This window comes from Stenotrophomonas sp. P5_A8, assembly GCF_056400545.1.
Genome location: NZ_JBFULB010000016.1, coordinates 1 through 21,075, shown reverse-complemented (window position 1 = coordinate 21,075; position 21,075 = coordinate 1). Strand labels below are relative to the sequence as shown.

The 21,075-nt window shown below is 67.4% G+C and carries 16 protein-coding genes and 1 riboswitch; of the genes, 7 read left to right on the top strand and 9 right to left on the bottom strand.

Annotated elements, in window-relative coordinates; translation table 11 throughout:
• Positions 1-88: 88 nt before the first annotated feature.
• From AC1DQP_RS02455 to AC1DQP_RS02435, 5 genes are all read right to left on the bottom strand, one after another.
• Positions 89-1,030 carry a DUF6607 family protein gene (locus tag AC1DQP_RS02455; protein WP_256774938.1) on the bottom strand — a complete coding sequence of 314 codons (942 nt, stop codon included), beginning with the start codon at positions 1,028-1,030 and terminating at the stop codon, positions 89-91.
• A gap of 71 nt (positions 1,031-1,101) precedes the next feature.
• The gene (locus tag AC1DQP_RS02450) at positions 1,102-1,698 is read right to left on the bottom strand and encodes a ChuX/HutX family heme-like substrate-binding protein (protein ID WP_256774937.1); all 597 of its coding nucleotides are present in this window, start codon (positions 1,696-1,698) and stop codon (positions 1,102-1,104) included.
• 4 nt (positions 1,699-1,702) lie between these two features.
• Complete coding sequence (locus AC1DQP_RS02445) at positions 1,703-3,949, bottom strand: TonB-dependent hemoglobin/transferrin/lactoferrin family receptor (protein ID WP_457318123.1); 2,247 nt, start codon at positions 3,947-3,949, stop codon at positions 1,703-1,705.
• A 192-nt stretch (positions 3,950-4,141) separates the two neighbouring features.
• The gene (gene hemP, locus AC1DQP_RS02440) at positions 4,142-4,339 is read right to left on the bottom strand and encodes a hemin uptake protein HemP (protein WP_019182448.1); all 198 of its coding nucleotides are present in this window, start codon (positions 4,337-4,339) and stop codon (positions 4,142-4,144) included.
• A 273-nt stretch (positions 4,340-4,612) separates the two neighbouring features.
• Positions 4,613-5,584 (bottom strand): potassium channel beta subunit family protein, encoded by a 972-nt coding sequence (locus tag AC1DQP_RS02435; protein WP_457318124.1) that lies wholly within the window; start codon positions 5,582-5,584, stop codon positions 4,613-4,615.
• A gap of 192 nt (positions 5,585-5,776) precedes the next feature.
• On the opposite strand from AC1DQP_RS02435, the gene AC1DQP_RS02430 reads away from it, so the two are divergent.
• From AC1DQP_RS02430 to AC1DQP_RS02415, 4 genes are all read left to right on the top strand, one after another.
• A complete protein-coding gene (locus AC1DQP_RS02430) occupies positions 5,777-7,075 on the top strand; it encodes a NupC/NupG family nucleoside CNT transporter (protein ID WP_457318125.1) in 1,299 nt (432 codons plus the stop codon).
• 26 nt (positions 7,076-7,101) lie between these two features.
• A complete protein-coding gene (locus AC1DQP_RS02425; RefSeq protein WP_256774934.1) occupies positions 7,102-8,067 on the top strand; it encodes a ribokinase in 966 nt (321 codons plus the stop codon).
• 422 nt (positions 8,068-8,489) lie between these two features.
• Positions 8,490-9,482 (top strand): tRNA dihydrouridine synthase DusB, encoded by a 993-nt coding sequence (gene dusB / locus AC1DQP_RS02420; protein WP_256774933.1) that lies wholly within the window; start codon positions 8,490-8,492, stop codon positions 9,480-9,482.
• Positions 9,483-9,492: 10 nt separating this feature from the next.
• Positions 9,493-10,320 (top strand): class I SAM-dependent methyltransferase, encoded by an 828-nt coding sequence (locus AC1DQP_RS02415; RefSeq protein WP_256774932.1) that lies wholly within the window; start codon positions 9,493-9,495, stop codon positions 10,318-10,320.
• A 72-nt stretch (positions 10,321-10,392) separates the two neighbouring features.
• Here the strand turns inward: AC1DQP_RS02415 and AC1DQP_RS02410 are convergent, their stop codons facing one another.
• Together AC1DQP_RS02410 and AC1DQP_RS02405 are read right to left on the bottom strand one after the other, a co-directional pair.
• On the bottom strand, positions 10,393-11,475 hold the full coding sequence (locus AC1DQP_RS02410) for a metal-dependent hydrolase (RefSeq protein WP_457318127.1): 1,083 nt from the start codon (positions 11,473-11,475) through the stop codon (positions 10,393-10,395).
• 39 nt (positions 11,476-11,514) lie between these two features.
• On the bottom strand, positions 11,515-12,354 hold the full coding sequence (locus AC1DQP_RS02405; protein WP_457318128.1) for a UDP-2,3-diacylglucosamine diphosphatase: 840 nt from the start codon (positions 12,352-12,354) through the stop codon (positions 11,515-11,517).
• Between the two features lie 312 nt (positions 12,355-12,666).
• Between AC1DQP_RS02405 and metK the strand changes: the two genes are divergently transcribed.
• Together metK and AC1DQP_RS02395 are read left to right on the top strand one after the other, a co-directional pair.
• Positions 12,667-13,878: a methionine adenosyltransferase gene (gene metK, locus AC1DQP_RS02400; RefSeq protein ID WP_256774929.1), complete on the top strand. Its 1,212-nt coding sequence runs from the start codon at positions 12,667-12,669 to the stop codon at positions 13,876-13,878.
• Positions 13,879-14,024: 146 nt separating this feature from the next.
• A complete protein-coding gene (locus tag AC1DQP_RS02395; protein ID WP_457318129.1) occupies positions 14,025-14,525 on the top strand; it encodes an acyl-CoA thioesterase in 501 nt (166 codons plus the stop codon).
• 159 nt (positions 14,526-14,684) lie between these two features.
• Here AC1DQP_RS02395 and ppc read toward each other — a convergent pair whose 3' ends face one another.
• Both ppc and AC1DQP_RS02385 read right to left on the bottom strand, forming a co-directional pair.
• Entirely contained in the window at positions 14,685-17,396 is a 2,712-nt protein-coding gene (ppc, locus tag AC1DQP_RS02390) for a phosphoenolpyruvate carboxylase (protein ID WP_457318130.1), read from the bottom strand.
• 240 nt (positions 17,397-17,636) lie between these two features.
• On the bottom strand, positions 17,637-20,162 hold the full coding sequence (locus AC1DQP_RS02385) for a S9 family peptidase (RefSeq protein WP_478051038.1): 2,526 nt from the start codon (positions 20,160-20,162) through the stop codon (positions 17,637-17,639).
• Positions 20,163-20,288: 126 nt separating this feature from the next.
• A riboswitch (S-adenosyl-L-homocysteine riboswitch) is annotated at positions 20,289-20,375 on the top strand.
• Positions 20,376-20,455: 80 nt separating this feature from the next.
• Between AC1DQP_RS02385 and AC1DQP_RS02380 the strand changes: the two genes are divergently transcribed.
• Positions 20,456-21,075 (top strand): adenosylhomocysteinase (locus AC1DQP_RS02380; RefSeq protein ID WP_478051037.1); only part of this gene is annotated, 620 nt, incomplete at its 3' end.

The window sequence follows — 21,075 nt, the reverse complement described above, 5'->3', positions numbered from 1 at the left end:
AGTGCCGAGCCATGCTCGGCAGCAATGCTCCTCTTGCGTCGGACGCCCTGGCATTGCTCGAAGAAGAGCAGCCGAGCATGGCTCGGCTCTACCGCGCGGTGGTGGCCGGTGCGTTTTCCACCCACTGTTTGAACACCGTGTCGATCTGCGCGTCTTTGACCTTCTTGCCGTCCTGGATGTCCTGCGCCTGGGTGAACAGCGGCATGATCATCGCCATCCCGTCCAGCGTGGTCTTCAGGTGCACGCCCGGGGCCTGGCCGAGGAAACCGTCCCAACGCTGGCGCACCTTGGCCCAGTAGCCCGACGTTGCCGCCCAGTAGTCGTAGGCGGGCTTGAAATCGACCTCGGTGGTTTTGTTGTAGTCATTGAAACCGAACTCGCGCGCGATCTCCTGCTGGCTGCCGTCGGCGCCGCGCAGGATCTTGGTGTTGAACTGTTCGTGGGTCCAGCCATTGGGCGTCAACGTGTGCCGGTTGACCACGGCCAGCGCGTTGTAGTCGCTGCGGCGGGTGTACTCGCGGCGCGGCAGCGGACGCCAGCTGAGGTCGCTGGTCCAGGTTGCCACGTTGTTGCGGTAGTCCCACTTGCCTGTGCCGCAGTAACGCGGCGCATCACTGACTTCGTACACGCACTGCGTCCATGCACCGGCGTTGACCGCCGCCGGAATGGCGCGTACCTGCCAGGTCTGGTCGGCACTGAACTCGAAACGGTTCGGTGCTTCGTACACCCAATCCTGCCGCCAGTGCTTGGTGACGTGGCCGCTCTTGGGGTCTACCAGCAGGTGCTGCAGCACGACCCGCTTCGGCGTGTCCTCGACCACGATCACCACCTCGTTGCCGCCGCTGCGAACGGCCGGCGCGCGCTCGTAGCCCGGCTTGAGCAGCACGGTTTCATCGAAGGCGAAGTCGACCACGTATTCGCCCTTCATCGCCACAATGCTGTCGTGGTCGCGCTGCACATCGGAGGGCTGGGCGTGGACGACGCCGCTGCTGGCAAGCAGCAGCCACGCACTGGCTGTCTGGAGTTTCATCTCAAGGTTTCCTTCAGGAGGTGGCAAGACGTTCGGCCATCGGTGGCCGGAGGCGGTCCTTCTTCGTTCGGTTACAGCCGGACCAGGGGCATGGCGCTGCCGTGCTCGCGCAGCGGTGGCACGCGTGCTGCCGAGGCGCAGCAACACGCGTCGATCCACAGCTCGCCATCGGCGCCTTCCACGTGGGCGATGCGCCGCGCGGCGGTGGCGCCCAGCGACGACAGCGAGGCCAGGCTGGCCGACAGGCCCTGGCCGTCGCCGACGTGCAGGCGCAAGGCGCACATCCGCCACGGCTCGCCGCCCAAGCGCGTAGCCAGGCGACGCCACAGGCGCTCGGCAACGCCGCCGTCATTGACCGGCTCCGGTCGCGCCGGGAACGCCGACACCAATCGATCCCAGGCCAGGAAGTCGCTGTCCGGCAGCAGGTACAGGCGCCAGCAGCAGCGGCCGCGCGCGTCGGCGAAGCACAGGCTCTCGCGGATGCCCTCGCTGTCCATGCCTTGGCAGGCGTGCGCGGACACCGCGTGCTTCCAGCCACCCAGCTCGCTGCTGTCCGGGCGGTACAGGCACAGCACGGTGCCCAGCGACGCCAGCTGTCGCGCGGTGGGAAGGCGGCCGGGATGCAGCGCCCGGTCGGTCGATCGCATGGCGGACAGGGCGCGGCTCATAGGGCTACCAGCTCACGGAGATATTGGCCGACACGGTGCGGCCGGGGTTGGTGAAGCGGTCGATCACGGTGCTGTTGGTGGCCAGCGCCGAGGTGATCGCCGAGTAGTCGATGTAGCGGCGGTCGCCGAGGTTGAACACGCCCACGTTGAGTTTGGCCCCGGCGGCGAACGCCCAGTGCGCCATCAGGTCGAGGACGCCGTAACCGGCCGGCGCGAAGGGCGGACTGGTGCCGGTGGGCGGCGGCAGGCGGTCCTTGCGCTTGGCGAAGGTGCCGGCCAGTTCCACGCCCCAGGTAGCGCGGTCAAAGGCGATGCCGACGGTGCCACGCAGCGGATCGATCGATTCCAGCGGCACGTCTTCGGTCTTGTTCTGGCCGCGTGACCACGCCACCGCGCTGTTCAACGACCAGCCTTCCAGCGCGCTGGTGAGCTTGCCGATGTCGACGCCGGCCTTCAGCTCGGCACCGTAGATCTGCGCATCGGCCACGTTCTGCGACTGGAACACGATCAGGCCCTGGCGGTTGACACCCACCTGGCGCTGGGACTCGATGAAGTCCTTGTAGTCGTTGTAGTAGCCGCTGACGCTGACGTATGCCGCCGTATTGACGAAGCGCACGCCCAGTTCAAGGCCATCGCTGGTTTCCGGCTTCAGGTCGGGGTTGGGGATGGCGGTGTAGCCGAACATCACATTGGTGAAACCCAGGTTGACGTCGTTGTACGGCGGCGAGCGGAACCCATGCGCGTAGCCGGCAAACAGCGACCACTGGTCAGCCAAGCGCCACACCATGCCCAGCTTCGGCGACACGCTGGTCTTGGTCAGGTCGGACACGGCCACGCCGGGATTGTCGGTGCCGAAGATGCCGTCCACGTCCGGGCGCAGTTCGTAGTGGTCCACGCGCACGCCCGGTACCAGCGAGACGCGGCCGTCGGCGAAACGCATTTCATCCTGCACGTACAGGCCCAGCTCGGTGGTTTTGCTGATCGGGAAATCGCGGACCGGGAAGGTGTCAGGCAGGATCGTCCTGCTGACCGTGCCGTTGGCCGATACCTGGTAGCCGTCGCGCTTCTGCTGGGTGTCGGTCCAGGTGCCTTCGAAGCCGTAGGTCAGGTCGTGCTCGACCGTGCCGGTCTGCAGGCCCTTGTGCAACACCGCCTGCAGGCCGTACACGCGCTGGTCGAAATTGAACGTGCGATCGCGCAGGCTGGCGTTCGCACCGCGGCCACGATTCTCGATCGTGCGCTGGGTGGTCTCGCTGTCCTGGCGATAGACCTGCCAGGACAGGTCGTCCGCGAAGGCCTGGCCGAGGTTGTCCATTTCATGGGCGAACGACACGCGGGCGCGGGTCTGGTGGTCGTGCGCCTTCATCGCGGTGGTGGTGGTGGCCGACGGCGGCGCGCCCGTGGCCGGGGCGACGGACGACAGCACGTTGGTGTCCACGCTGTCTTCGTTCCCTTCCACGGTCAGCGTGAAGCGCTGGTCCTCGCTGGGCGCGAACACCAGCTTGCCGAGCAGGCTGCGGCCATCGCGGTCCTGCGGGTTGGCGGCGGTGCGGGTGCTGTTGTCGCTGCGCACGTCGCCCTTGCTGTCGGTTTCCTGGCCCTGGCGATGGTTGACGTTGACCATGCCGCTCCAGCGGTCGCCGCCGAAGGCGGTGGTGACCCCGCCGTACAAGCCCTTCCACTGGCCGTCGTAGCCGAACTTCAGGCCGACGTAACTGTCCTTGCCGTCCTTGAGGTAATCGGCCGGGTCCTTGGTGACGAAAGCGACCACGCCGCCGAGCGCGTCAGAACCATACAGCGCGCTGGCCGGACCGCGCACGATCTCGACCCGCTTGAGCGTTTCCAGATCGGTGAAGTCGCGGTTGGCATCGGAGAAGCTGCCGATGGCGAACGCCTTGGGCAGGGCGATGCCGTCGGTCTGGATCAGCACGCGGTTGCCGTCCAGGCCGCGGATGCGGAAGCCGCCCAGCCCGAAGCGAGCCGGGCTGCTGGTCACCGAAATACCTGGCTCGTAGCGCACCAGATCCTTGATGTCGCGGACCAGGTGGTCGTCGAGCTGCTCGCGGTCGATCACATCGACCGTGGCGGCCACATCGCTCAGCGCACGCTCGGTGCGCGTGGCGGTGACCTGCACACGGTCGAACTCACGCGCGTCGGGCGCGGCATCGGCAGCGGCGGATGCAGCGGCATTGGCGGCCATCGGCAACGCCAGCCACAGGGCGGCGCTCAGGGCATTGGGGCGGATCTTCATGGATGGGCGGGAATCGGCTGGACGCGGAAGGAGACCCCCGACCGACGCCGGCGACCGAGGCCGCAGGCGAAACGTCGAGGGGGAGAGAGCGGTGGGCAACGGCAGGCCCGGGGGGAGGAGCGGGCCTGCCTGGACAAGCACCGGAAGCGCAGGCGGCCGGTGGGGCAGCCAACAGTCGGCCAGCGGCGGGCGCTACTTGGTCAGAATGAGCTTGTCGTTGCTGGTATGGCGAAGGCGATAGAAGCGGTCGCCGTGCTGGATCAGGATTTCGCGGCGGCCCTTGAGCAGGGCTTCGCTGTCGATCACTTCTTCGGGCGGGACCACGCGGACCGGACGGTCGCGGAGGGTCAGCGTTTCGGGGCGCAGCAGTACAGCAGCTTGAGTGTTCATCGTCTGGACTCGTGCGAGGGACGAGTTAAATGATAATGATTCTCAGTTGACAATCAACAACCATTCTCAACTTCATTGATGGAATTGATGATTGATTTCTCAATTTCGATTGACCTCATCAATCAAAGGCGCCCAAGAAGCGCCCGCCGCCCGGTAGAGCCGAGCCATGCTCGGCTGCATTCCTGGTAGATCCCGCAGCCCGGCAGCTTCCTGGGGGGCCCAGCCGAGCATGGCTCGGCTCTACCTTGTCCCCCGCGCGCGTGTACGCGCCGGTCAGGCAAAAATCGCGTCGACCTGCTGCCACGTCGCGTCATCGACCTGCTCAAGAACGGCCAGCGCCCCCAGGTTCTCTTCCAGCTGCCCCACCCGGCTGGCGCCGAGGATCACACTGGAGACGTTGGGGTTGCGCAGGCACCAGGCGATGGCCAGCTGCGCCGGCGACAGGCCCAGGCTGGCGGCCAGCGCGGTGTAGCGTCGCACCCGGTCCAGGCGGCTGCCGGCAGCATCGCCGAGCACCTGCTCCTTGAGCCAGGCCAGCTGGCCCTGGCCCAGCCGCGACTGCGCGTCCACGCCGTCGTTGTACTTGCCGGTCAGCAGGCCCGAGGCCAGCGGCGACCAGATCGTGGTGCCCAGCCCCGGGTCGGCGTACAGCGGCACATATTCCTGCTCCACGCGCTCGCGGTGCAGCAGGTTGTACTGCGGCTGCTCCATCGAGGGCAGGTGCAGGTGGTGGGCACGGGCGATGGCCACCGCTTCCTGGATCTGTGCGGCCGACCATTCCGAGGTGCCCCAGTACAGCACCTTGCCCTGGCGGATCAGGGTGTCCATCGCCAGCACGGTCTCGGCGATGGGGGTGTCCGGATCCGGGCGGTGGCAGTAGTACAGGTCCAGGTAATCCACCCGCAGGCGCTTGAGCGCGGCATGGCAGGCGTCGGTGACGTGCTTGCGCGACAACCCGTGCTGGGTCGGCCCCGGGTTATCGACCGCCCCGAAGAACACCTTGCTGGACACGCAGAAACCGTCGCGCGGCAGGCGCAGGTCGGCGATCACATCGCCCATTACCTGCTCGGCGCGGCCGCGGGCGTAGCCCTCGGCATTGTCGAAGAAGTTGATTCCGTGGTCCCAGGCGCTGGCGATCAGGTTGCGGGCCTCATCGCGGCCGATCTGGTCGCCAAAGGTGACCCAGGCCCCGAAGGACAGGGCCGACACCTTCAGGCCGGTGGAACCAAGACGCCGGTATTGCATGGAATTCTCCTCTGCTGCAGGCCCGCATCCGGGCCGGAACGATGGCCCTCAGTGTAGCCGCCGGGGCGTGCAAACCCTTATGGATACTTGCCCGATCACGGCCGATCGGCCCGTGGACGCCGCTTTTCCTTGCTCCGCCCCTGCCACCGCTATAGGCTTCCCGTTTTTCGCCGCACCCCCAAGGGAAGTCTCATGGTCGAAGGTTTGGGCAGGATTGGCTTCGGCCTGTTCGGGTTGGCAGTGCTTATCGGCATCGCCTGGCTGTTCTCGAACAACAAGCGCGCCGTTGACTGGCGTCTGGTGGTGACCGGTATCACGCTGCAGATCGCTTTTGCGGCGGTGGTGCTGCTGGTGCCCGGTGGCCGCGACGTGTTCGATGCGCTGGGCAAGGGCTTCGTCAAGATCCTCAGCTTCGTCAATGAAGGCTCCGGCTTCATCTTCGGCAGCCTGATGAACACCGAACAGTTCGGTTTCATCTTCGCCTTCCAGGTGCTGCCGACGATCATCTTCTTCTCGGCGCTGATGGGGGTGATGTACCACCTCAATGTCATGCAGGCGATCGTGCGCGGCATGGCCTGGGCGATCACCAAGATCATGCGCGTATCCGGTGCAGAAACCACCAGCGTCTGCGCCAGCGTCTTCATCGGCCAGACCGAGGCGCCGCTGACGGTGCGTCCGTACATCGCCAAGATGACCCAGTCCGAACTGATCACGATGATGATCGGCGGCATGGCGCACATCGCCGGTGGCGTGCTGGCCGCCTACGTGGGCATGCTCGGCGGCAACGATCCGGTGCAGCAGGCCTTCTACGCCAAGCATCTGCTGGCTGCCAGCATCATGGCCGCCCCGGCGACCCTGGTGGTAGCCAAGCTGCTGGTGCCCGAAACCGGCACGCCGCTGACCCGTGGCACGGTCAAGATGGACGTGGAGAAGACCTCCAGCAACATCATCGACGCGGCGGCGGCCGGTGCCGGTGACGGCCTCAAGCTGGCGCTGAACATCGGTGCGATGCTGCTGGCCTTCATCGCCCTGATCGCCCTGCTCAACGCGCCACTGACCTGGCTGGGTGAAATCAGCGGCCTGCAGGCCATGATCGGTCGCCCGACCGACCTGTCGACCCTCTTCGGCTACGTGCTTGCCCCGATCGCCTGGGTGATCGGTACGCCGTGGGCCGATGCCACCACCGTGGGTTCGCTGATCGGCCAGAAGGTGGTCATCAACGAATTCGTGGCGTACTCGGAGCTGTCCAAAATCGTGAACGGCCAGGTGCCGGGCGTGAGCCTGTCTTCCGAGGGTCGCCTGATCGCCACCTACGCGCTGTGCGGTTTTGCCAACTTCAGCTCCATCGCGATCCAGATCGGTGGTATTGGTGGCCTGGCCCCCGAGCGTCGCCACGATCTGGCCAAGTTCGGCCTGCGTGCGGTGCTCGGCGGTACCATTGCCACCTTCATGACGGCGACCATCGCCGGCGTGCTGACGCATTTCAGCTGATATCCGCTTCCTGAGAAACAGTCTTTATGAGTAACACTGTCGTCGTTGTCGGTTCTTTCAATGTGGACCATGTCTGGCGTTGCGAATCGCTCCCGGCCCCGGGCGCGACCATCGCCGGGCGCTACAGCACCGGTCCCGGCGGCAAGGGCTTCAACCAGGCCGTGGCGGCACGCCGCGCGGGTGCGTCGACCACCTTCCTGTGCGCCCTGGGCGATGACGCCGGCGGCGCGATGGCGCGTGGCCTGGCCGAGCAGGACGGCTTCGACCTGACCGCCGAGGCCAGCAGCGAGCCGACCGGCACCGGCGGCATCTATGTGGACGCGCGCGGCCGCAACACCATCGTGATCGGCCCCGGCGCCAACGCCGCGCTGAGCCTGGACTTCGTGCAGGCCCAGCGCGCGCTGCTGGGCGGTGCCAAGGTGGTGCTGGCGCAGCTGGAATCGCCGGTGGAAACCATTGAGGCGGCGCTGGCCATCGCCCGCGAGGCCGGTGTCACCACCGTGCTCAACGCGGCCCCGGCCGACGCTCCGTCCAGCATCGGCCTGCTCAAGCTGGCCGACGTGCTGACCCCCAATGAAACCGAGTTCGCCGCCCTGCTCGGCCGCCACGTCGGCGAGCGCGTGGATGCCAACGATGTGGCCGCCCTCGACGGCGCCAGCCTGCATGCGCTGTGCCGCAAGCTGGTCGGCAATGGCACGGTGGTGGTGACGCTGGGCTCGGTGGGCGTGTTCGTCTCCCACGCAGAAGAAAACCAGCGCGGCGATGCCCAGCCGTACTACCGCGTCGGCGCTGAACAGGTGCAGGTGCTCGATACCACCGGTGCCGGCGATGCCTTCAACGGTGCCCTGTGCGCGTCCATCGCGCAGGACCCGGACGCGGCCTTCATCCGCCACGTGCGCTTTGCCAACCAGTTCGCCGGTCGCTCCACCGAGAAGGAAGGCGCCGCCGTGGCGATGCCGCACTTCACCCCCAAGGACGCTGCAACGGCCTGACCGGCTCGCGCTGCGCGGTAACGATCAAGCCGGCGCCCAGCGCCGGCTTTTTCATGTGCGCCCCGGCGTCGCAGGCCACCGGCGCTGCGGCCGGAAACTGCCAGCGGATGGCCGCTACCGGCATTGCCCCGGTGCCGCCGCCGCTCGACCATGGGTGCCCCGCTCACGGACGACGCACGACATGATCCAGACCCCTGCCTGGATGCTGCTGGCCGCCGCCGGCACCGCCTATGCCTGGGCCACCCTGTAATGCCGGCCCGGCAACCCACCACCATCGCCGCGCGCTGGGGGCGGGGGAAGCAATCGTCAAGCATATGCTCATGACCTGAGCGCATCAGTCCCTTCCGGATCGGCCTGAACACGCCTCCGGATCTCCGGCATTTGCCCGGTTGCCGGCCAGCGGCCGGCACTACAATGCGCACATGCAGATTGGTCCCTACAACATCCAGCCCAACGTGGTGCTGGCGCCGATGGCCGGTGTCACCGACAAGCCGTTCCGCCTGCTGTGCAAACGGCTGGGCGCGGGCCTGGCTGCCTCGGAGATGACCATTTCCGACCCGCGCTTCTGGAACACCCGCAAGTCGATCCACCGCATGGACCATGCCGGTGAGCCGGACCCGATCAGCGTGCAGATCGCCGGCACCGAACCACAGCAACTGGCCGAGGCGGCGCGCTACAACGTCGACCACGGCGCCCAGATCATCGACATCAACATGGGGTGCCCGGCCAAGAAGGTCTGCAATGCCTGGGCTGGCTCGGCACTGATGCGTGATGAAGACCTGGTCGCGCGCATCCTTGCCGCCGTGGTGCAGGCGGTGGATGTGCCGGTCACGCTGAAGATCCGTACCGGCTGGGACTGCGACCATCGCAACGGCCCGCGCATCGCGCATATCGCCGAAGACAGCGGCATCGCCGCGCTGGCCGTGCACGGGCGCACCCGCGACCAGCATTACACCGGCAGCGCCGAGTACGAGACCATCGGCGCGATCAAGGCCGCCCTGCGCATCCCGGTGATCGCCAACGGCGACATCGACTCGCCGCAGAAGGCCGCGCACGTGTTGGCGGCGACCGGGGTGGATGCGGTGATGATCGGCCGCGCCGCGCAGGGCCGCCCGTGGATCTTCCGCGAGGTGGCGCACTACCTGGCCACCGGCGAACTGCTCGCCCCGCCCTCGCTCATCGAGGTGCGCGACCTGCTGCTCGGCCACCTGCAGGCGCTGCACGACTTCTACGGCGAACCCCAGGGCGTGCGCATCGCGCGCAAGCACCTGGGCTGGTACGCCAAGGACCGACCGGAAAACGCCGCCTTCCGTGCGGTGGTCAACCGCGCCGACGATCCCGCCAGCCAGATCGCCCTCACCACCGATTACTTCAACGCCCTCGCCGCCGGCGTTCCGTTGTCCTCCGCCGCCTGAGCCTGCCCCCATGACCCCGCCGATCGCCGCCCCGACCTATCTGCACGGCTTCTCCAGCACCGAGCAGCAACGCCTGATGACCCAGGCCCGCCTGTTCGAATCGAGCATCTTCAGCGGCATCGACTACAGCGGCGCGCAGCGCCTGCTGGAGGTGGGCAGCGGCGTCGGCGCGCAGACCGAGATCCTGCTGCGCCGCTTCCCCGAACTGCACGTCACCGGCGTGGACCTGAGCGAGTCGCAGCTGGCCACCGCCCGCGGCAACCTGGAAAAAACGCCCTGGTGCAGCGAGCGCTACACCCTGCTGCAGGCCGACGCCGGCAACCTGCCGTTCGGTGCGCGCGAGTTCGATTCGGCGTTCCTGTGCTGGGTGCTGGAACACGTGCCGTCACCGGCGCGCGTGCTCAGCGAGGTACGCCGCGTGCTGGCCCCGGGCTCGCCCGTGTACATCACCGAGGTGATGAACGCCTCCTTCCTGCTCGACCCGTATTCGCCGCACATCTGGCGCTACTGGATGGCCTTCAACGATTTCCAGTACGACCATGGTGGCGATCCGTTCGTCGGCGCCAAGCTCGGCAATCTGCTGCTGGCCGGTGGCTTCCGCGACGTGCATACCGAGATCAAGACCATCCACCTGGACAACCGCGAGCCGGCCCGGCGCAAGACCATGATCGCGTTCTGGGAACAGCTGCTGCTCTCCGCTGCCGATGCACTGCTGGACGCGGGCCTGGTCGACCAGGACACCGTGGCGGGCATGCGTCGCGAGTTCAGCCTGGTGCAAAACGATCCGAACGCGGTGTTCTTCTTCTCGTTCGTGCAGGCACGTGCCACGGTGTATTGAGTCCCGCCCCCGATCGGCAGTTGATCGGGCCGGGTACGGCACCTGCGTTGCTGCGCAGCGCGAGGAGAGCAGTCAGCGCGTCGACCCCGGCATGGCGTCCGCGCTGGCCGGATCGACGGTGCCGGGTGCGGTCCAGATGCGTTGCCACAGGCCGGCGAACCGGCGTTTGAGCTGCGCCTTGCCCTCCTCGCTTTCATAGACGGGGCGCAACTGCCTGACAGGGATCGCCGACCAGCCGTCACCGTCTGCACGAGCCACGGCAAAGGTGAAGGTGTAATCGGGCTCCAGTCCCATGCGCAGGTCGCTCACCTGCAGCTGGCCATCGACCACCCGGGCACGCATGAAGCCGCGATTGAACCAGTTCAACCGTGCCACGGCCGGAAGGCCGGCAACCTCGGCCTGGCGCAGCGCCTGCACGTTGGAGGGATAGCCCTTGAAGGTCATGGGACCCCGGTCGGCCACCAGCGAACGCTCGCCGATCACATAGCCGCTGGGGGTCATGGCCACCACCTGCCACAACAGCGTATTGAACGGCGTGGCCGCCGAAAAGCGCGGCGCATCGCCCAGGCCCATCGCGGTCAGTGCGCGATCGGCCTCGCGTTCGACGGTGTACTTGGCCAGCAGCGACCCGCCGAGGTAGCCACTGCTCAGGACCAGCCCGGCGACCAGCGCCTTCTGTGCGATCGGGCGGCTGCGCGCGAACCACGCCACCGCGCAGCCGATCAACAGCCACACGGTATACAGCGGATCGATGATGAACACGCTGGACCACATCGTCGGATGCGGGGTGAACGGCCACCACAGCTGAGTACCGTAGACGGTGAACGCATCCAGCAGGGGGTGGGTGACCAAGGCCAGCAGGATCGCCCAGAACCAGCGTCCGGGCGCCTGCGCGACCCGACCATGGCCGAAGCGTTTGAACAGCCACCAGATCAGCGCGGCCACCCACGGCAGCACCAACAGCGAGTGACTGTAGCTGCGGTGTTCGGTCATCAGCGCCACCGGGTCGGCGGTGGTGAAGCCGAGCAGCAGGGCATCCAGGTCGGGCAGCGTGCCGAGCGCGGCACCGGCCAGCAGGGCAGCGCGGCGGTGGCCGGCGGGGGCGATGACGGCGGCGACCGCGCCGCCCAATACGATCTGGGTAAAGGAGTCCATCGGCCGATGCTAGCAGCCGGGCCGACCCATGCGGAGCGGTCAGGCCACCTCGGGCAGCCGCGTTGCAGCGGGCAGCTGCGCCAGCGTGTGACCGGTATGGTCCAGCAGCCGCAGGCTGCCGTCGGGGTCCTCGGCCAGCGCAGTGAGGCTTTCCACCCAGTCGCCGTCGTTGGCGTAAACCAACCCGTCGCGCTCGACCAGCGCCGCACGATGGATATGCCCGCAGACAATGCCGTCCAGTCCGCGGCGGCGCACATCGTCCAGCCCGGCCTGCACGAAGCGCTCGATGTACCGCTCGGCCGCGCTGCTGCGCTTCTTGAGGAATTCGGACAACGACCAGTAGCGCCACCCGAGCCGTCGGCGCACGGCATTGAGCAGGTGGTTGCCAGTGAGAATGCGGTAATAGAGCCAGTCGCCGAATTGCTCCTGCAGGCCACCAAAGTGGGTGACGCCGTCGTAGTCGTCACCGTGGGCCACCAACAGCCGGCGGCCATCGGCGGTGACGTGGATGGCACGTCGGCGCACCTGCATGGCCGGCAGCATCAACCCGCAGACCTTGCGCAGCGATGCATCATGGTTGCCAGGGATGTAGATGATTTCGGTCCCCGCAGCGCGCAGCGCGTGCAGCGCCTGGATCACCTCGCCGTGGGCCGGTCGCCAGGTAGCTCGGCGATGCGCTATCCACCACAGGTCGATGATGTCGCCTACCAGGTACAGGCGCGCGCAGCGCAGGCCGGCCAGGAACCGCGCCAGCTCGGCGGCATGGCAGTGCCGCGACCCCAGGTGGACATCGGAGAGGAATACCGCGCGGCGATGCGGCGCCAGCCGCGCCACCGCGCTCCTGCCAACGTTCGCGTCGCACTGCGTCTGCTGCTGCATGGCGTGCTCCCCCCAGGCCCGGCGGCCGGATGCGCCGAAGCCTGCGCCTGTCCCACTGCAGGCCGATGGCGGTTTGACGACAGCGGGATGACCGGCCCTGCTGTCGCGCAGCGCAGCCGCGGCGAGGGTCCACTGTCACGCAGGTGGAACACTGGGCGGTGACGCTGGACCCCAATACCGTCACAACGGGCCCTGCGACGGGCACACGGGCTTAACCTGGGACAACCTGTGCTGACGCACAATGCAACGGCGCGGGTTGCCGTGTATCATTCGCGCCCATCTTTCCATCCGAATCAAAGGATATTACGCCTGATGTCCAGCTACCTGTTCACCTCCGAATCGGTCTCCGAAGGCCATCCGGACAAGATTGCCGACCAGATCTCCGATGCGGTGCTGGACGCGATCCTGTCCCAGGACCCGCGGGGCCGCGTGGCCTGCGAGACCATGGTCAAGACCGGCGTGGCGATCGTGGCCGGTGAAATCACCACCAGCGCCTGGATCGACCTGGAAGCCTTGACCCGCAAGGTGATCCTGGACATCGGCTATGACAGCTCCGACGTCGGCTTCGACGGCGCGACCTGCGGCGTGCTGAACCTGATCGGCAAGCAGTCCCCGCACATCGCCCAGGGCGTTGACCGCAAGAAGCCCGAAGAAATGGGCGCTGGCGACCAGGGCCTGATGTTCGGCTATGCCACCAACGAGACCGACAGCTACATGCCGGCCGCGATCCATCTGGCGCACCGCCTGGTCGAGCAGCAGGCCAAGGTCCGCAAGAAGAAGAACTCGCCGCTGTCCTGGCTGCGCCCGGATGCCAAGAGCCAGGTCACCCTGCGCTATGAAAACGGCGTGGTCTCGGCCATCGACGCGGTGGTGCTGTCCACCCAGCACGCCCCGGGCGTGAAGCAGAAGGACCTGATCGAGGCCGTCCGCGAAGAGATCATCAAGCCGGTGCTGCCGGCCAAGTGGCTGCACAAGGGCACCAAGTTCCACATCAACCCGACCGGCAAGTTCGAGATCGGTGGCCCGGTGGGCGACTGCGGCCTGACCGGCCGCAAGATCATCGTCGACACCTACGGCGGCTGGGCCCGTCACGGTGGCGGCGCGTTCTCGGGCAAGGATCCGTCCAAGGTCGACCGTTCGGCCGCTTACGCTGCCCGCTACGTCGCCAAGAACGTCGTGGCCGCCGGCCTGGCCGACCGCTGCGAAGTGCAGGTCTCCTACGCCATCGGCGTGGCCGAGCCGACCTCGATCTCGGTCACCACCTTCGGCACCGGCAAGATCAGCGATGACAAGATCGAAAAGCTGATCCGCAAGCATTTCGACCTGCGCCCGTACGGCATCATCAAGATGCTGGACCTGATCCACCCGATGTACCAGCAGACCGCCGCCTACGGTCACTTCGGCCGCAAGCCGAAGGACTTCAGCTACCTCAACGCTGCCGGCGAAACCGTCAACGCGACCGCCTTCTCCTGGGAGAAGACCGACCGCGCCGCCGCTCTGCGTGCAGATGCGAAGTTGAAATAATCAATCGGTAGAGCCGACCGTTGGTCGGCTGCCTTTGATCGAAATAAACGACGGGCCGCGAAAGCGGCCCGTCGTCGTTTGGGCACCCCGCCCAGCCGACCAACGGTCGGCTCTACCGGGCGGGCAACCGGCGCTACACTGCCGCCATGCCCGAATTCAAATCCAACCAGCTGTCCATGACCGTGCTGATGTCGCCGGAGATGGCCAATTTCTCCGGCAAGGTCCACGGGGGCGCGGTGCTGCGCCTGCTGGACCAGGTCGCCTATGCCTGCGCCAGCCGTTATGCCGGGCGCTACGTGGTCACCCTGTCGGTGGACCAGGTGATGTTCCGCCAGCCGATCGCGGTCGGCGAGCTGGTCACCTTCCTGGCCTCGGTCAATTACACCGGTACGTCCTCGATGGAAATCGGGGTCAAGGTGGTCGCCGAGGACATCCTCAAGCGCAGCGTGCGCCATGCCAACAGCTGCTTTTTCACCATGGTGGCGGTGGACGAGGACGGCAAGCCCACGCCCGTGCCGCCGCTGCAGATGGAAACCAGCGACGAACGCCGCCGGCACGCGGCCGCATTGATCCGCCGCCAGCTGCGCGAGGAAATGGAGCAGCGCCACCTGGAGCTGCTGGCGTCCAACCCGCCGTCCCCGGAGTAACCCGGTTGTGCCGTCCCTTGGCCGGCGCTGCACGATGCTGGAATCACTTGGGCAATCCATGGCACACGCGCATTGCAACATCGTGCGCTTACCCAGCGATGGAGGAAGCCGGCCAACGGCCGGCACTACCGGTGACCGACCACAGACCCAGGGTGGGAATCACCCGGTGTTCTGTACCCCCTGCGATACGCCGTTGACGCACGCCACCAGCGCGCGCAGCACGTCGTCATCTTCGCCCCCGCTCTCGCGCCAGCGCCGCAACAGGTCCACCTGCAGCACGCTGATCGGATCGATGTAGGGATTGCGCAGCCGGATCGAGAGCGCCAGCCGCTGGTCGTGCTGCAGCAGTTCGTCCTGCCCGGTCAGCGCCAGGATCTGCGTGGCGGTCAGGTCCAGCTCGCGCTGGATCTGCGGGAAGAACGTGTCATGCAGCCCACCCGACAAGCGCGAGAACTGCTCGGCGATGGTGAGATCGCCCTTGGACAGGACCATCGCGATGTCGTCCAGGAAGGTGCTGAAGAACGGCCAGTCGCGCGCCATCTCCTTCAGCGTCGCGGCGTGCCCGGCCTCGATCGCGGCCTGCAGTCCACTGCCCACGCCGTACCAGCCGGGGATCACCGCGCGCGCCTGGCTCCAGGCGAACACCCACGGAATGGCACGCAGGTTGGACAACGCCGCATCTTCGCCCAGTCGGCGCGAGGGGCGCGAGCCCAGCGTCATCCGCTCGATCACATCGATCGGGGTGGCGTGGCGGAAGTACTGCATGAAGTCTTTCTGCCCGACGAAGGCGCGGTACGCATCCGCACTCTTCTGTGCGATCAGATCCATCACCGGGCGCCACTGTTCCTCGCGCGGCTCCGGTGCGCGCGGGCGCAGGCTGGAGCGCAGCACCGCACCGGTGGACTGCTCCAGCGAGCGCAGCGCCAGCGCGCGGATGCCGTACTTGCGGTGGATCACTTCGCCCTGCTCGGTCACGCGCAGGCGCCCGTCGATGCTGCCGCGCGGCGAGGCATCCACCGCGTGGGTGGTCTTGCCACCGCCGCGGCTGATCGACCCGCCACGGCCATGGAAGAAGGTCAGGCGGATACCGCTCTCGGCCGCCACCTCGAGCAGTTCCACCTGCGCCCGCTGCAGGCCCCAGCGCGAGGCGGCGATGCCGCCATCCTTGCCGCTGTCCGAATAGCCCAGCATCACCATCTGCACATCGCCGCGTGCGGTCAGGTGCGCCCGGTACACGGGGTCGGCAAGCAGGTCGCGCAGGGTATCGGTGCCGCGGCCGAGATCGTCCACGGTTTCAAACAGCGGGGCGATATCCAGCGGCACCGCGCCACCGTCATCCACCAGCCCGCCGCGGCGCGCCAGTGCAAGCACGGCGAGCACGTCGCTGCGATCGTGCGCCATCGAGATGATGTAGCTGCCCAGCGCGTCGGCACCGTGGCGGCGGCGTGCGTCGGCCAGTGCGGCGAACACCGCATCCAGACGCTGCCCGCCCGCTTCGCTGCTGGCCGGCAGGGCCTGCTCGCCGCTGGCGAACGGGGCAAGGCGCGCCGCGCGGGTGACCGCATCGGCGGCGTCCCAGGCGTCCTGTCCGTCGAGCACGCTGGCCAGCGCGCGGCCATGCACGCTGGACTCCTGGCGCACGTCCAGCCGCGCCAGGTGGAAACCGAAGGTACGTACCCGCCACAGCAGGCGGCGCACCGCGAAGCCACCGGCATGGTCGCCCTTGTTGGCATGCAGGCTGGCCAGGATCAGCTCGATGTCCTGCTCGAGTTCCTCCGGGCAGGCGTAGGCGCCGTCGGCATCGTCGAGGGTGGCCTGCACGCGCGCGCGCATGCGGTCGTTGAGCAGGCGGTACGGCATGTCGGCATGCCGCGGGCGCGACCTCACCTGCGGCAGCAGCTGTTCGTAATGCGCGACGCGCGCCTGCAATGCATCGCTGACTGCGATCCGCTCGGTGGACTGGCTGAGCAGGCTGGCCAACTGCAGCAGGTCCTTCTGGTAGCGGCCCAGTACGGCTTGGCGCTGCGCATCGAGCGTGTTGCGGATGGTGCCGGCATCCACGTTCGGGTTGCCGTCCATGTCCCCGCCCACCCACGTGCCGAAGCGCAGCAGCCGTGGCAGCGGCAGGTCCTGCCCGTAGGTATCCAGCAGGGCCTGCTGCAGCGATTCGTACAACACCGGAATCACCCGGTACAGCACCTGCACCAGGTAGAAGCCGACGTGCTCGCGTTCGTCATCCACCGTCGGCCGTACCGGCGAGGAATCGGTGGTCTGCCAGGAGGCAGTGAGGGCCATGCGGAAGCGTGCGGCATCGGCGGCCGCTTCACCGGGCGTGCGCTGGCCGTCGAGGTTGTCGACCAGGCTGGCGACCATCAGCTGCTCTTTTTCCAGCAGCGCGCGGCGTACCGCCTCGGTGGGGTGTGCGGTGAACACCGGCTCGATGTCGATGCGCGGCAACCACTGCGCCAGCTCCTCCAGCGTGACGCCCTGCGCCTTGAGCTTGACCAGCGCGTCCTGCAAGCCATCCGGCTGCGGTGCGGCGGTACCGGCGCGCTGGTAGTCACGGCGGCGGCGGATGCGATGCACGCGCTCGGCGATGTTGACCACCTGGAAATAGGTGCTGAAGGCACGCACCATCGCTTCGGCGCGCGCCGGCGGCAGGCCGGTGAGCGCATCGTTGAGATCGGACAAGGGGGCGTCGCTTTCGCGGCGGGCGATGGCGCGCGTACGCACCTGTTCCACATCATCGAAGAACTGCGTGGACACCTGCTCGGCAAGCAGGTCGCCGACGAGTGCGCCAAGTCGGCGTACGTCGTCGCGCAGGGGAATATCGGGAGTGGCAAACACGATGCTGCTACGGTACTCGTTCATCTGCGACGCACTGGCCTCGGGAACGGAATCCACTCAAGCCTAACCCACAACGGAGTCAATGCTGCGTCGCGCAAATAGTTACATCTGGTAGTGCCGGCCGCTGGCCGGCTCCACGCAGTGTTGGACATCACGTGGAGCCGGCCAGCGGCCGGCACTACCGATCGCGGGAAGCGGGCCGGTGGGCGGAAGGTGCCGATCATTTCTGGTACCGGCCAACGGCCGGTACCTATCGGTTTTCTTTCAGCGCTGCTTCTTGATCGGCTTGCCCGGACCGACGGTCTGTTCCAGCCAGCGCTCGCTCTCGGCCAGCATGGTCATGATCGATTCGCGTGCGCGGTAGGCGTGCGATTCGTTGGGCAGCATCACCAGCCGCGCGGTCCCGCCCAGGCCCTTGACCGCGGCGAACATGCGCTCGCTCTGGATCGGGAAGGTGCCGGAGTTGTTGTCGTCCACGCCGTGGATGAAGAGGATCGGGTCCTTGATCTTGTCGGCGTAGTTGAACGGCGCCATCTTCTGGTAGACGTCCTGCGCCTGCCAGTAATTGCGTTCCTCGGCCTGGAAACCGAACGGAGTGAGCGTGCGGTTGTAGGCGCCGCTGCGGGCAATGCCCGCCTTGAACAGGCGGGTATGCGCGAGCAGGTTGGCGGTCATGAACGCACCGTAGGAATGGCCGCCGATGGCGATGTGCTCGCGGTCGGTCACGCCCCGCCGCACCACTTCATCCACCGCCGCCTCGGCGTTGGCGATCAGCTGCGGCAGGTAGGTGTCGTTGGGCTCCTTGTCGCCTTCGCCGATGATCGGCATCGACGGGCTGACCAGCACCGCATAGCCCTTGGCCAGGAACGCCTGCGGGCCCCAGTAACTGATCGCGTTGAAGCGGTACGGCGAATCGGTGACCTGGCTGGCCGCGGCAGCGGTCTTGAACTCGCCCGGGTAGGCCCACATCAGCAGCGGCAGCGGGCCGTCCTTCTTCGCGTTGTAGCCCGGCGGCAGCATCAGCGTGGCGGTCAGGTCGACGCCGTCGTTGCGCTTGTAGCGGATCTGCTCCTTGCTCACCCCACGCAGCTGCGGCAGCGGGTGTTCGAAGCGGGTCAGCGCCCTCGGCGCGGTGTTGGCATCGGCCAGCGACTGCACGTAGAAGTTGGACGGCTCGTCGGGCGACTCGCGGGTCAGCAGCAGGGAGGTGCCTTCCTGGTCGAGCAGCGCCTGCGGCACCGCGTAGCCCGGGGCCTGCGAGTGGAACAGGCGCGTGGTCTGCTTGCTGGTGAGGTCGAGGCGATCCACGAACGGACGGTCGCCTTCGGGCGAGGCACCCTGCCCATACAGGAAGATGCTGCGGCCATCGGCGGTGATCTGCAGGCGCGAGCGACCGTTGACGTCGCGCACCATGCCCGGCTTGCCTGGATCGCTGTAGCGGTCCTGCGAGGAGCGCGAGGACAGCAGCTCCGGCGCAACGTCGGGCTGGTCCGGGGCGATCCGCCACTGCTTCACTTCGCGGTTCTTCCACCACGATTCGTTGAGCAGGGCCAGGTCGCCACGCCCCCACTGGATGCCGGCGTAGCGGCTGCCCAGCTGGGCCAGGGTCACCGGCGGTGTCTCGAACGGTGCCGACTGCATCATCACCGCATCGCGCACCCTGGCCTCGCGGTTGGGGTCACCGCCGTCCTGCGCTTCGGCCCAGACCAGCGTCGCCGGGGCGTCGGCGCGCCAGCCGATGTCGCGCACGCCGGTGGGCACCGCGTCGTTGCCGGTCGGCAGGCCTTCCACCAGCGGCAGCGTGCTGACCGTGTGCTCAAGCTTGCCATCGGCGGCGGACAGCACTTCGATACGGCGCGGGAAGTCGTCGGCCGGCACCAGGTAGGAATACGGACGCAGCACGCGCTCGGCCAGCATATGGCGGCCATCGGGCGAGACGCTCACGTCCAGGTAGACGCCGGCGGTGGACAGCGGCGTGGCCACCCCGTTGAGGGCGATCCGCGCCGGCTGCGCGCTGGCGTAGTAATCGAACAGGCGCGCATCGGCTTCGTTCTTGAGCAGGTCCTGGTAGGTGCGGATCGAGCGGACCCCGGCATCGGCCTCGGTCTGCTGGATCGCCGGACCGGCCGGGATGCCCCCGGCCGCTGGCGCCGGGCCCTGGCCTTTGAGCTGCTGCATCACCAGCAGCCCGCGGCTGTTGGGCAGCCAGCTGTAGCCATCGCCGAGGACGGTGTTCAGATCGGCCACCAGCCTGCGCGCGGCGCCGGCGGCGACATCGACGATCCACAGTTCGTTGGCTCCGCTGGCCGCATGCACCTGGTTGAAGGCCAGGTACTGCTGGTCCGGCGACCACGCCAGCGTGGCGATCGACAACGGCTGCGGCAGGCCGGTGATCTGGCGCTCCTTGCCGTCGGCCACGTTCATCAACCACAGCTTGTTGCCGAAGCTGAAACGGCTGAAGGCGTGGGTGGCCGGGTTGATGCGCAGCCCGGCCAGCTTCAGCTCCGGCTGGGCCACCTCGGCGATGGACGGCAGCGAGGGGGTCTGCAGCATCGCGGCGATATCGCGGCGCGGCGACAGGCTCAGGGTCGGTGCACGCGGGGCATCGACCACCGCCTGCAGCGCGGCCGAGGGCAGTTCGTAGCCCTGCTCGCCCTTGGCCGCGACCACCTGCGAGGCGGAGGTCTTGCCAGCCGGTGCCGCCAGTGCCAGCGGCGCAACCGCCAACAGCGCCATGCCCACGAGCAGGCTGCTCCAGCGCGCGCGGCGCCGACGATCATTGCGTGTCATCTTCGATCCCTATGCTGATGCAAACCCCGGACCTTAACAGCCGGGCGCAGATCGCCCCCCTGCCGTTGGTTGGGGGCGGCTGCCGATTCATGCCAATGCAGCGGGCCGCGATATACTGGGCGGCCCTCCACCGAGGGGCGCTGCGACCGTTCCGGACCCTGTCCGGCCGGCCAGGCTCGGTGGCCAGGATTGTTCCAACGGCGCCCGGCGATTGCGAGTTGTGCTGTCATGCGGGTGTCTGGTTGCCGACATCTCGCTTGACGAGCATGACTCGTCACTACCGGAGCTTACGAATGAATGCTGTTGCCAAGACCTTCTCCACCGAAGGTGATTACAAGATTGCCGATATCAAGCTCGCCGACTGGGGCCGCAAGGAACTGGACATCGCCGAGCACGAGATGCCGGGTCTGATGTCGATCCGCCGCAAGCACGCCGCCACCCTGCCGCTGAAGGGCGTGCGCGTGACCGGTTCGCTGCACATGACCATCCAGACCGCCGTGCTGATCGAGACCCTGAAGGACATCGGCGCCGACGTGCGTTGGGCGTCCTGCAACATCTTCTCGACCCAGGACCACGCCGCCGCGGCAATCGCCGCCTCGGGCACCCCCGTGTTCGCCTGGAAGGGCGAGTCGCTGGAGGAGTACTGGGACTGCACCCTGGACGCACTGACCTTCACCCTGCCCGACGGCACCCTGACCGGCCCGGAACTGGTGGTCGATGACGGCGGCGACGTCACCCTGCTGATCCACAAGGGCTACGAGCTGGAAAACGGCAGCGACTGGGTCAACGAAAAAGCCGCCTCGCACGAAGAACAGGTCATCAAGGACCTGCTCAAGCGCGTGGCCAAGGAGCGTCCGGGTTACTGGGCGCGCGTGGTCAAGGACTGGAAGGGCGTCTCCGAAGAGACCACCAC

What these genes read in the sequence shown, in the direction of transcription:
- AC1DQP_RS02455 (WP_256774938.1), bottom strand. Translation starts at nt 1,030, where the DNA reads ATGAAACTCCAGACAGCCAGTGCGTGGCTGCTGCTTGCCAGCAGCGGC.
- AC1DQP_RS02450 (WP_256774937.1), bottom strand. Translation starts at nt 1,698, where the DNA reads ATGAGCCGCGCCCTGTCCGCCATGCGATCGACCGACCGGGCGCTGCAT.
- AC1DQP_RS02445 (WP_457318123.1), bottom strand. Translation starts at nt 3,949, where the DNA reads ATGAAGATCCGCCCCAATGCCCTGAGCGCCGCCCTGTGGCTGGCGTTG.
- hemP (WP_019182448.1), bottom strand. Translation starts at nt 4,339, where the DNA reads ATGAACACTCAAGCTGCTGTACTGCTGCGCCCCGAAACGCTGACCCTC.
- AC1DQP_RS02435 (WP_457318124.1), bottom strand. Translation starts at nt 5,584, where the DNA reads ATGCAATACCGGCGTCTTGGTTCCACCGGCCTGAAGGTGTCGGCCCTG.
- AC1DQP_RS02430 (WP_457318125.1), top strand. Translation starts at nt 5,777, where the DNA reads ATGGTCGAAGGTTTGGGCAGGATTGGCTTCGGCCTGTTCGGGTTGGCA.
- AC1DQP_RS02425 (WP_256774934.1), top strand. Translation starts at nt 7,102, where the DNA reads ATGAGTAACACTGTCGTCGTTGTCGGTTCTTTCAATGTGGACCATGTC.
- dusB (WP_256774933.1), top strand. Translation starts at nt 8,490, where the DNA reads ATGCAGATTGGTCCCTACAACATCCAGCCCAACGTGGTGCTGGCGCCG.
- AC1DQP_RS02415 (WP_256774932.1), top strand. Translation starts at nt 9,493, where the DNA reads ATGACCCCGCCGATCGCCGCCCCGACCTATCTGCACGGCTTCTCCAGC.
- AC1DQP_RS02410 (WP_457318127.1), bottom strand. Translation starts at nt 11,475, where the DNA reads ATGGACTCCTTTACCCAGATCGTATTGGGCGGCGCGGTCGCCGCCGTC.
- AC1DQP_RS02405 (WP_457318128.1), bottom strand. Translation starts at nt 12,354, where the DNA reads ATGCAGCAGCAGACGCAGTGCGACGCGAACGTTGGCAGGAGCGCGGTG.
- metK (WP_256774929.1), top strand. Translation starts at nt 12,667, where the DNA reads ATGTCCAGCTACCTGTTCACCTCCGAATCGGTCTCCGAAGGCCATCCG.
- AC1DQP_RS02395 (WP_457318129.1), top strand. Translation starts at nt 14,025, where the DNA reads ATGCCCGAATTCAAATCCAACCAGCTGTCCATGACCGTGCTGATGTCG.
- ppc (WP_457318130.1), bottom strand. Translation starts at nt 17,396, where the DNA reads ATGAACGAGTACCGTAGCAGCATCGTGTTTGCCACTCCCGATATTCCC.
- AC1DQP_RS02385 (WP_478051038.1), bottom strand. Translation starts at nt 20,162, where the DNA reads ATGACACGCAATGATCGTCGGCGCCGCGCGCGCTGGAGCAGCCTGCTC.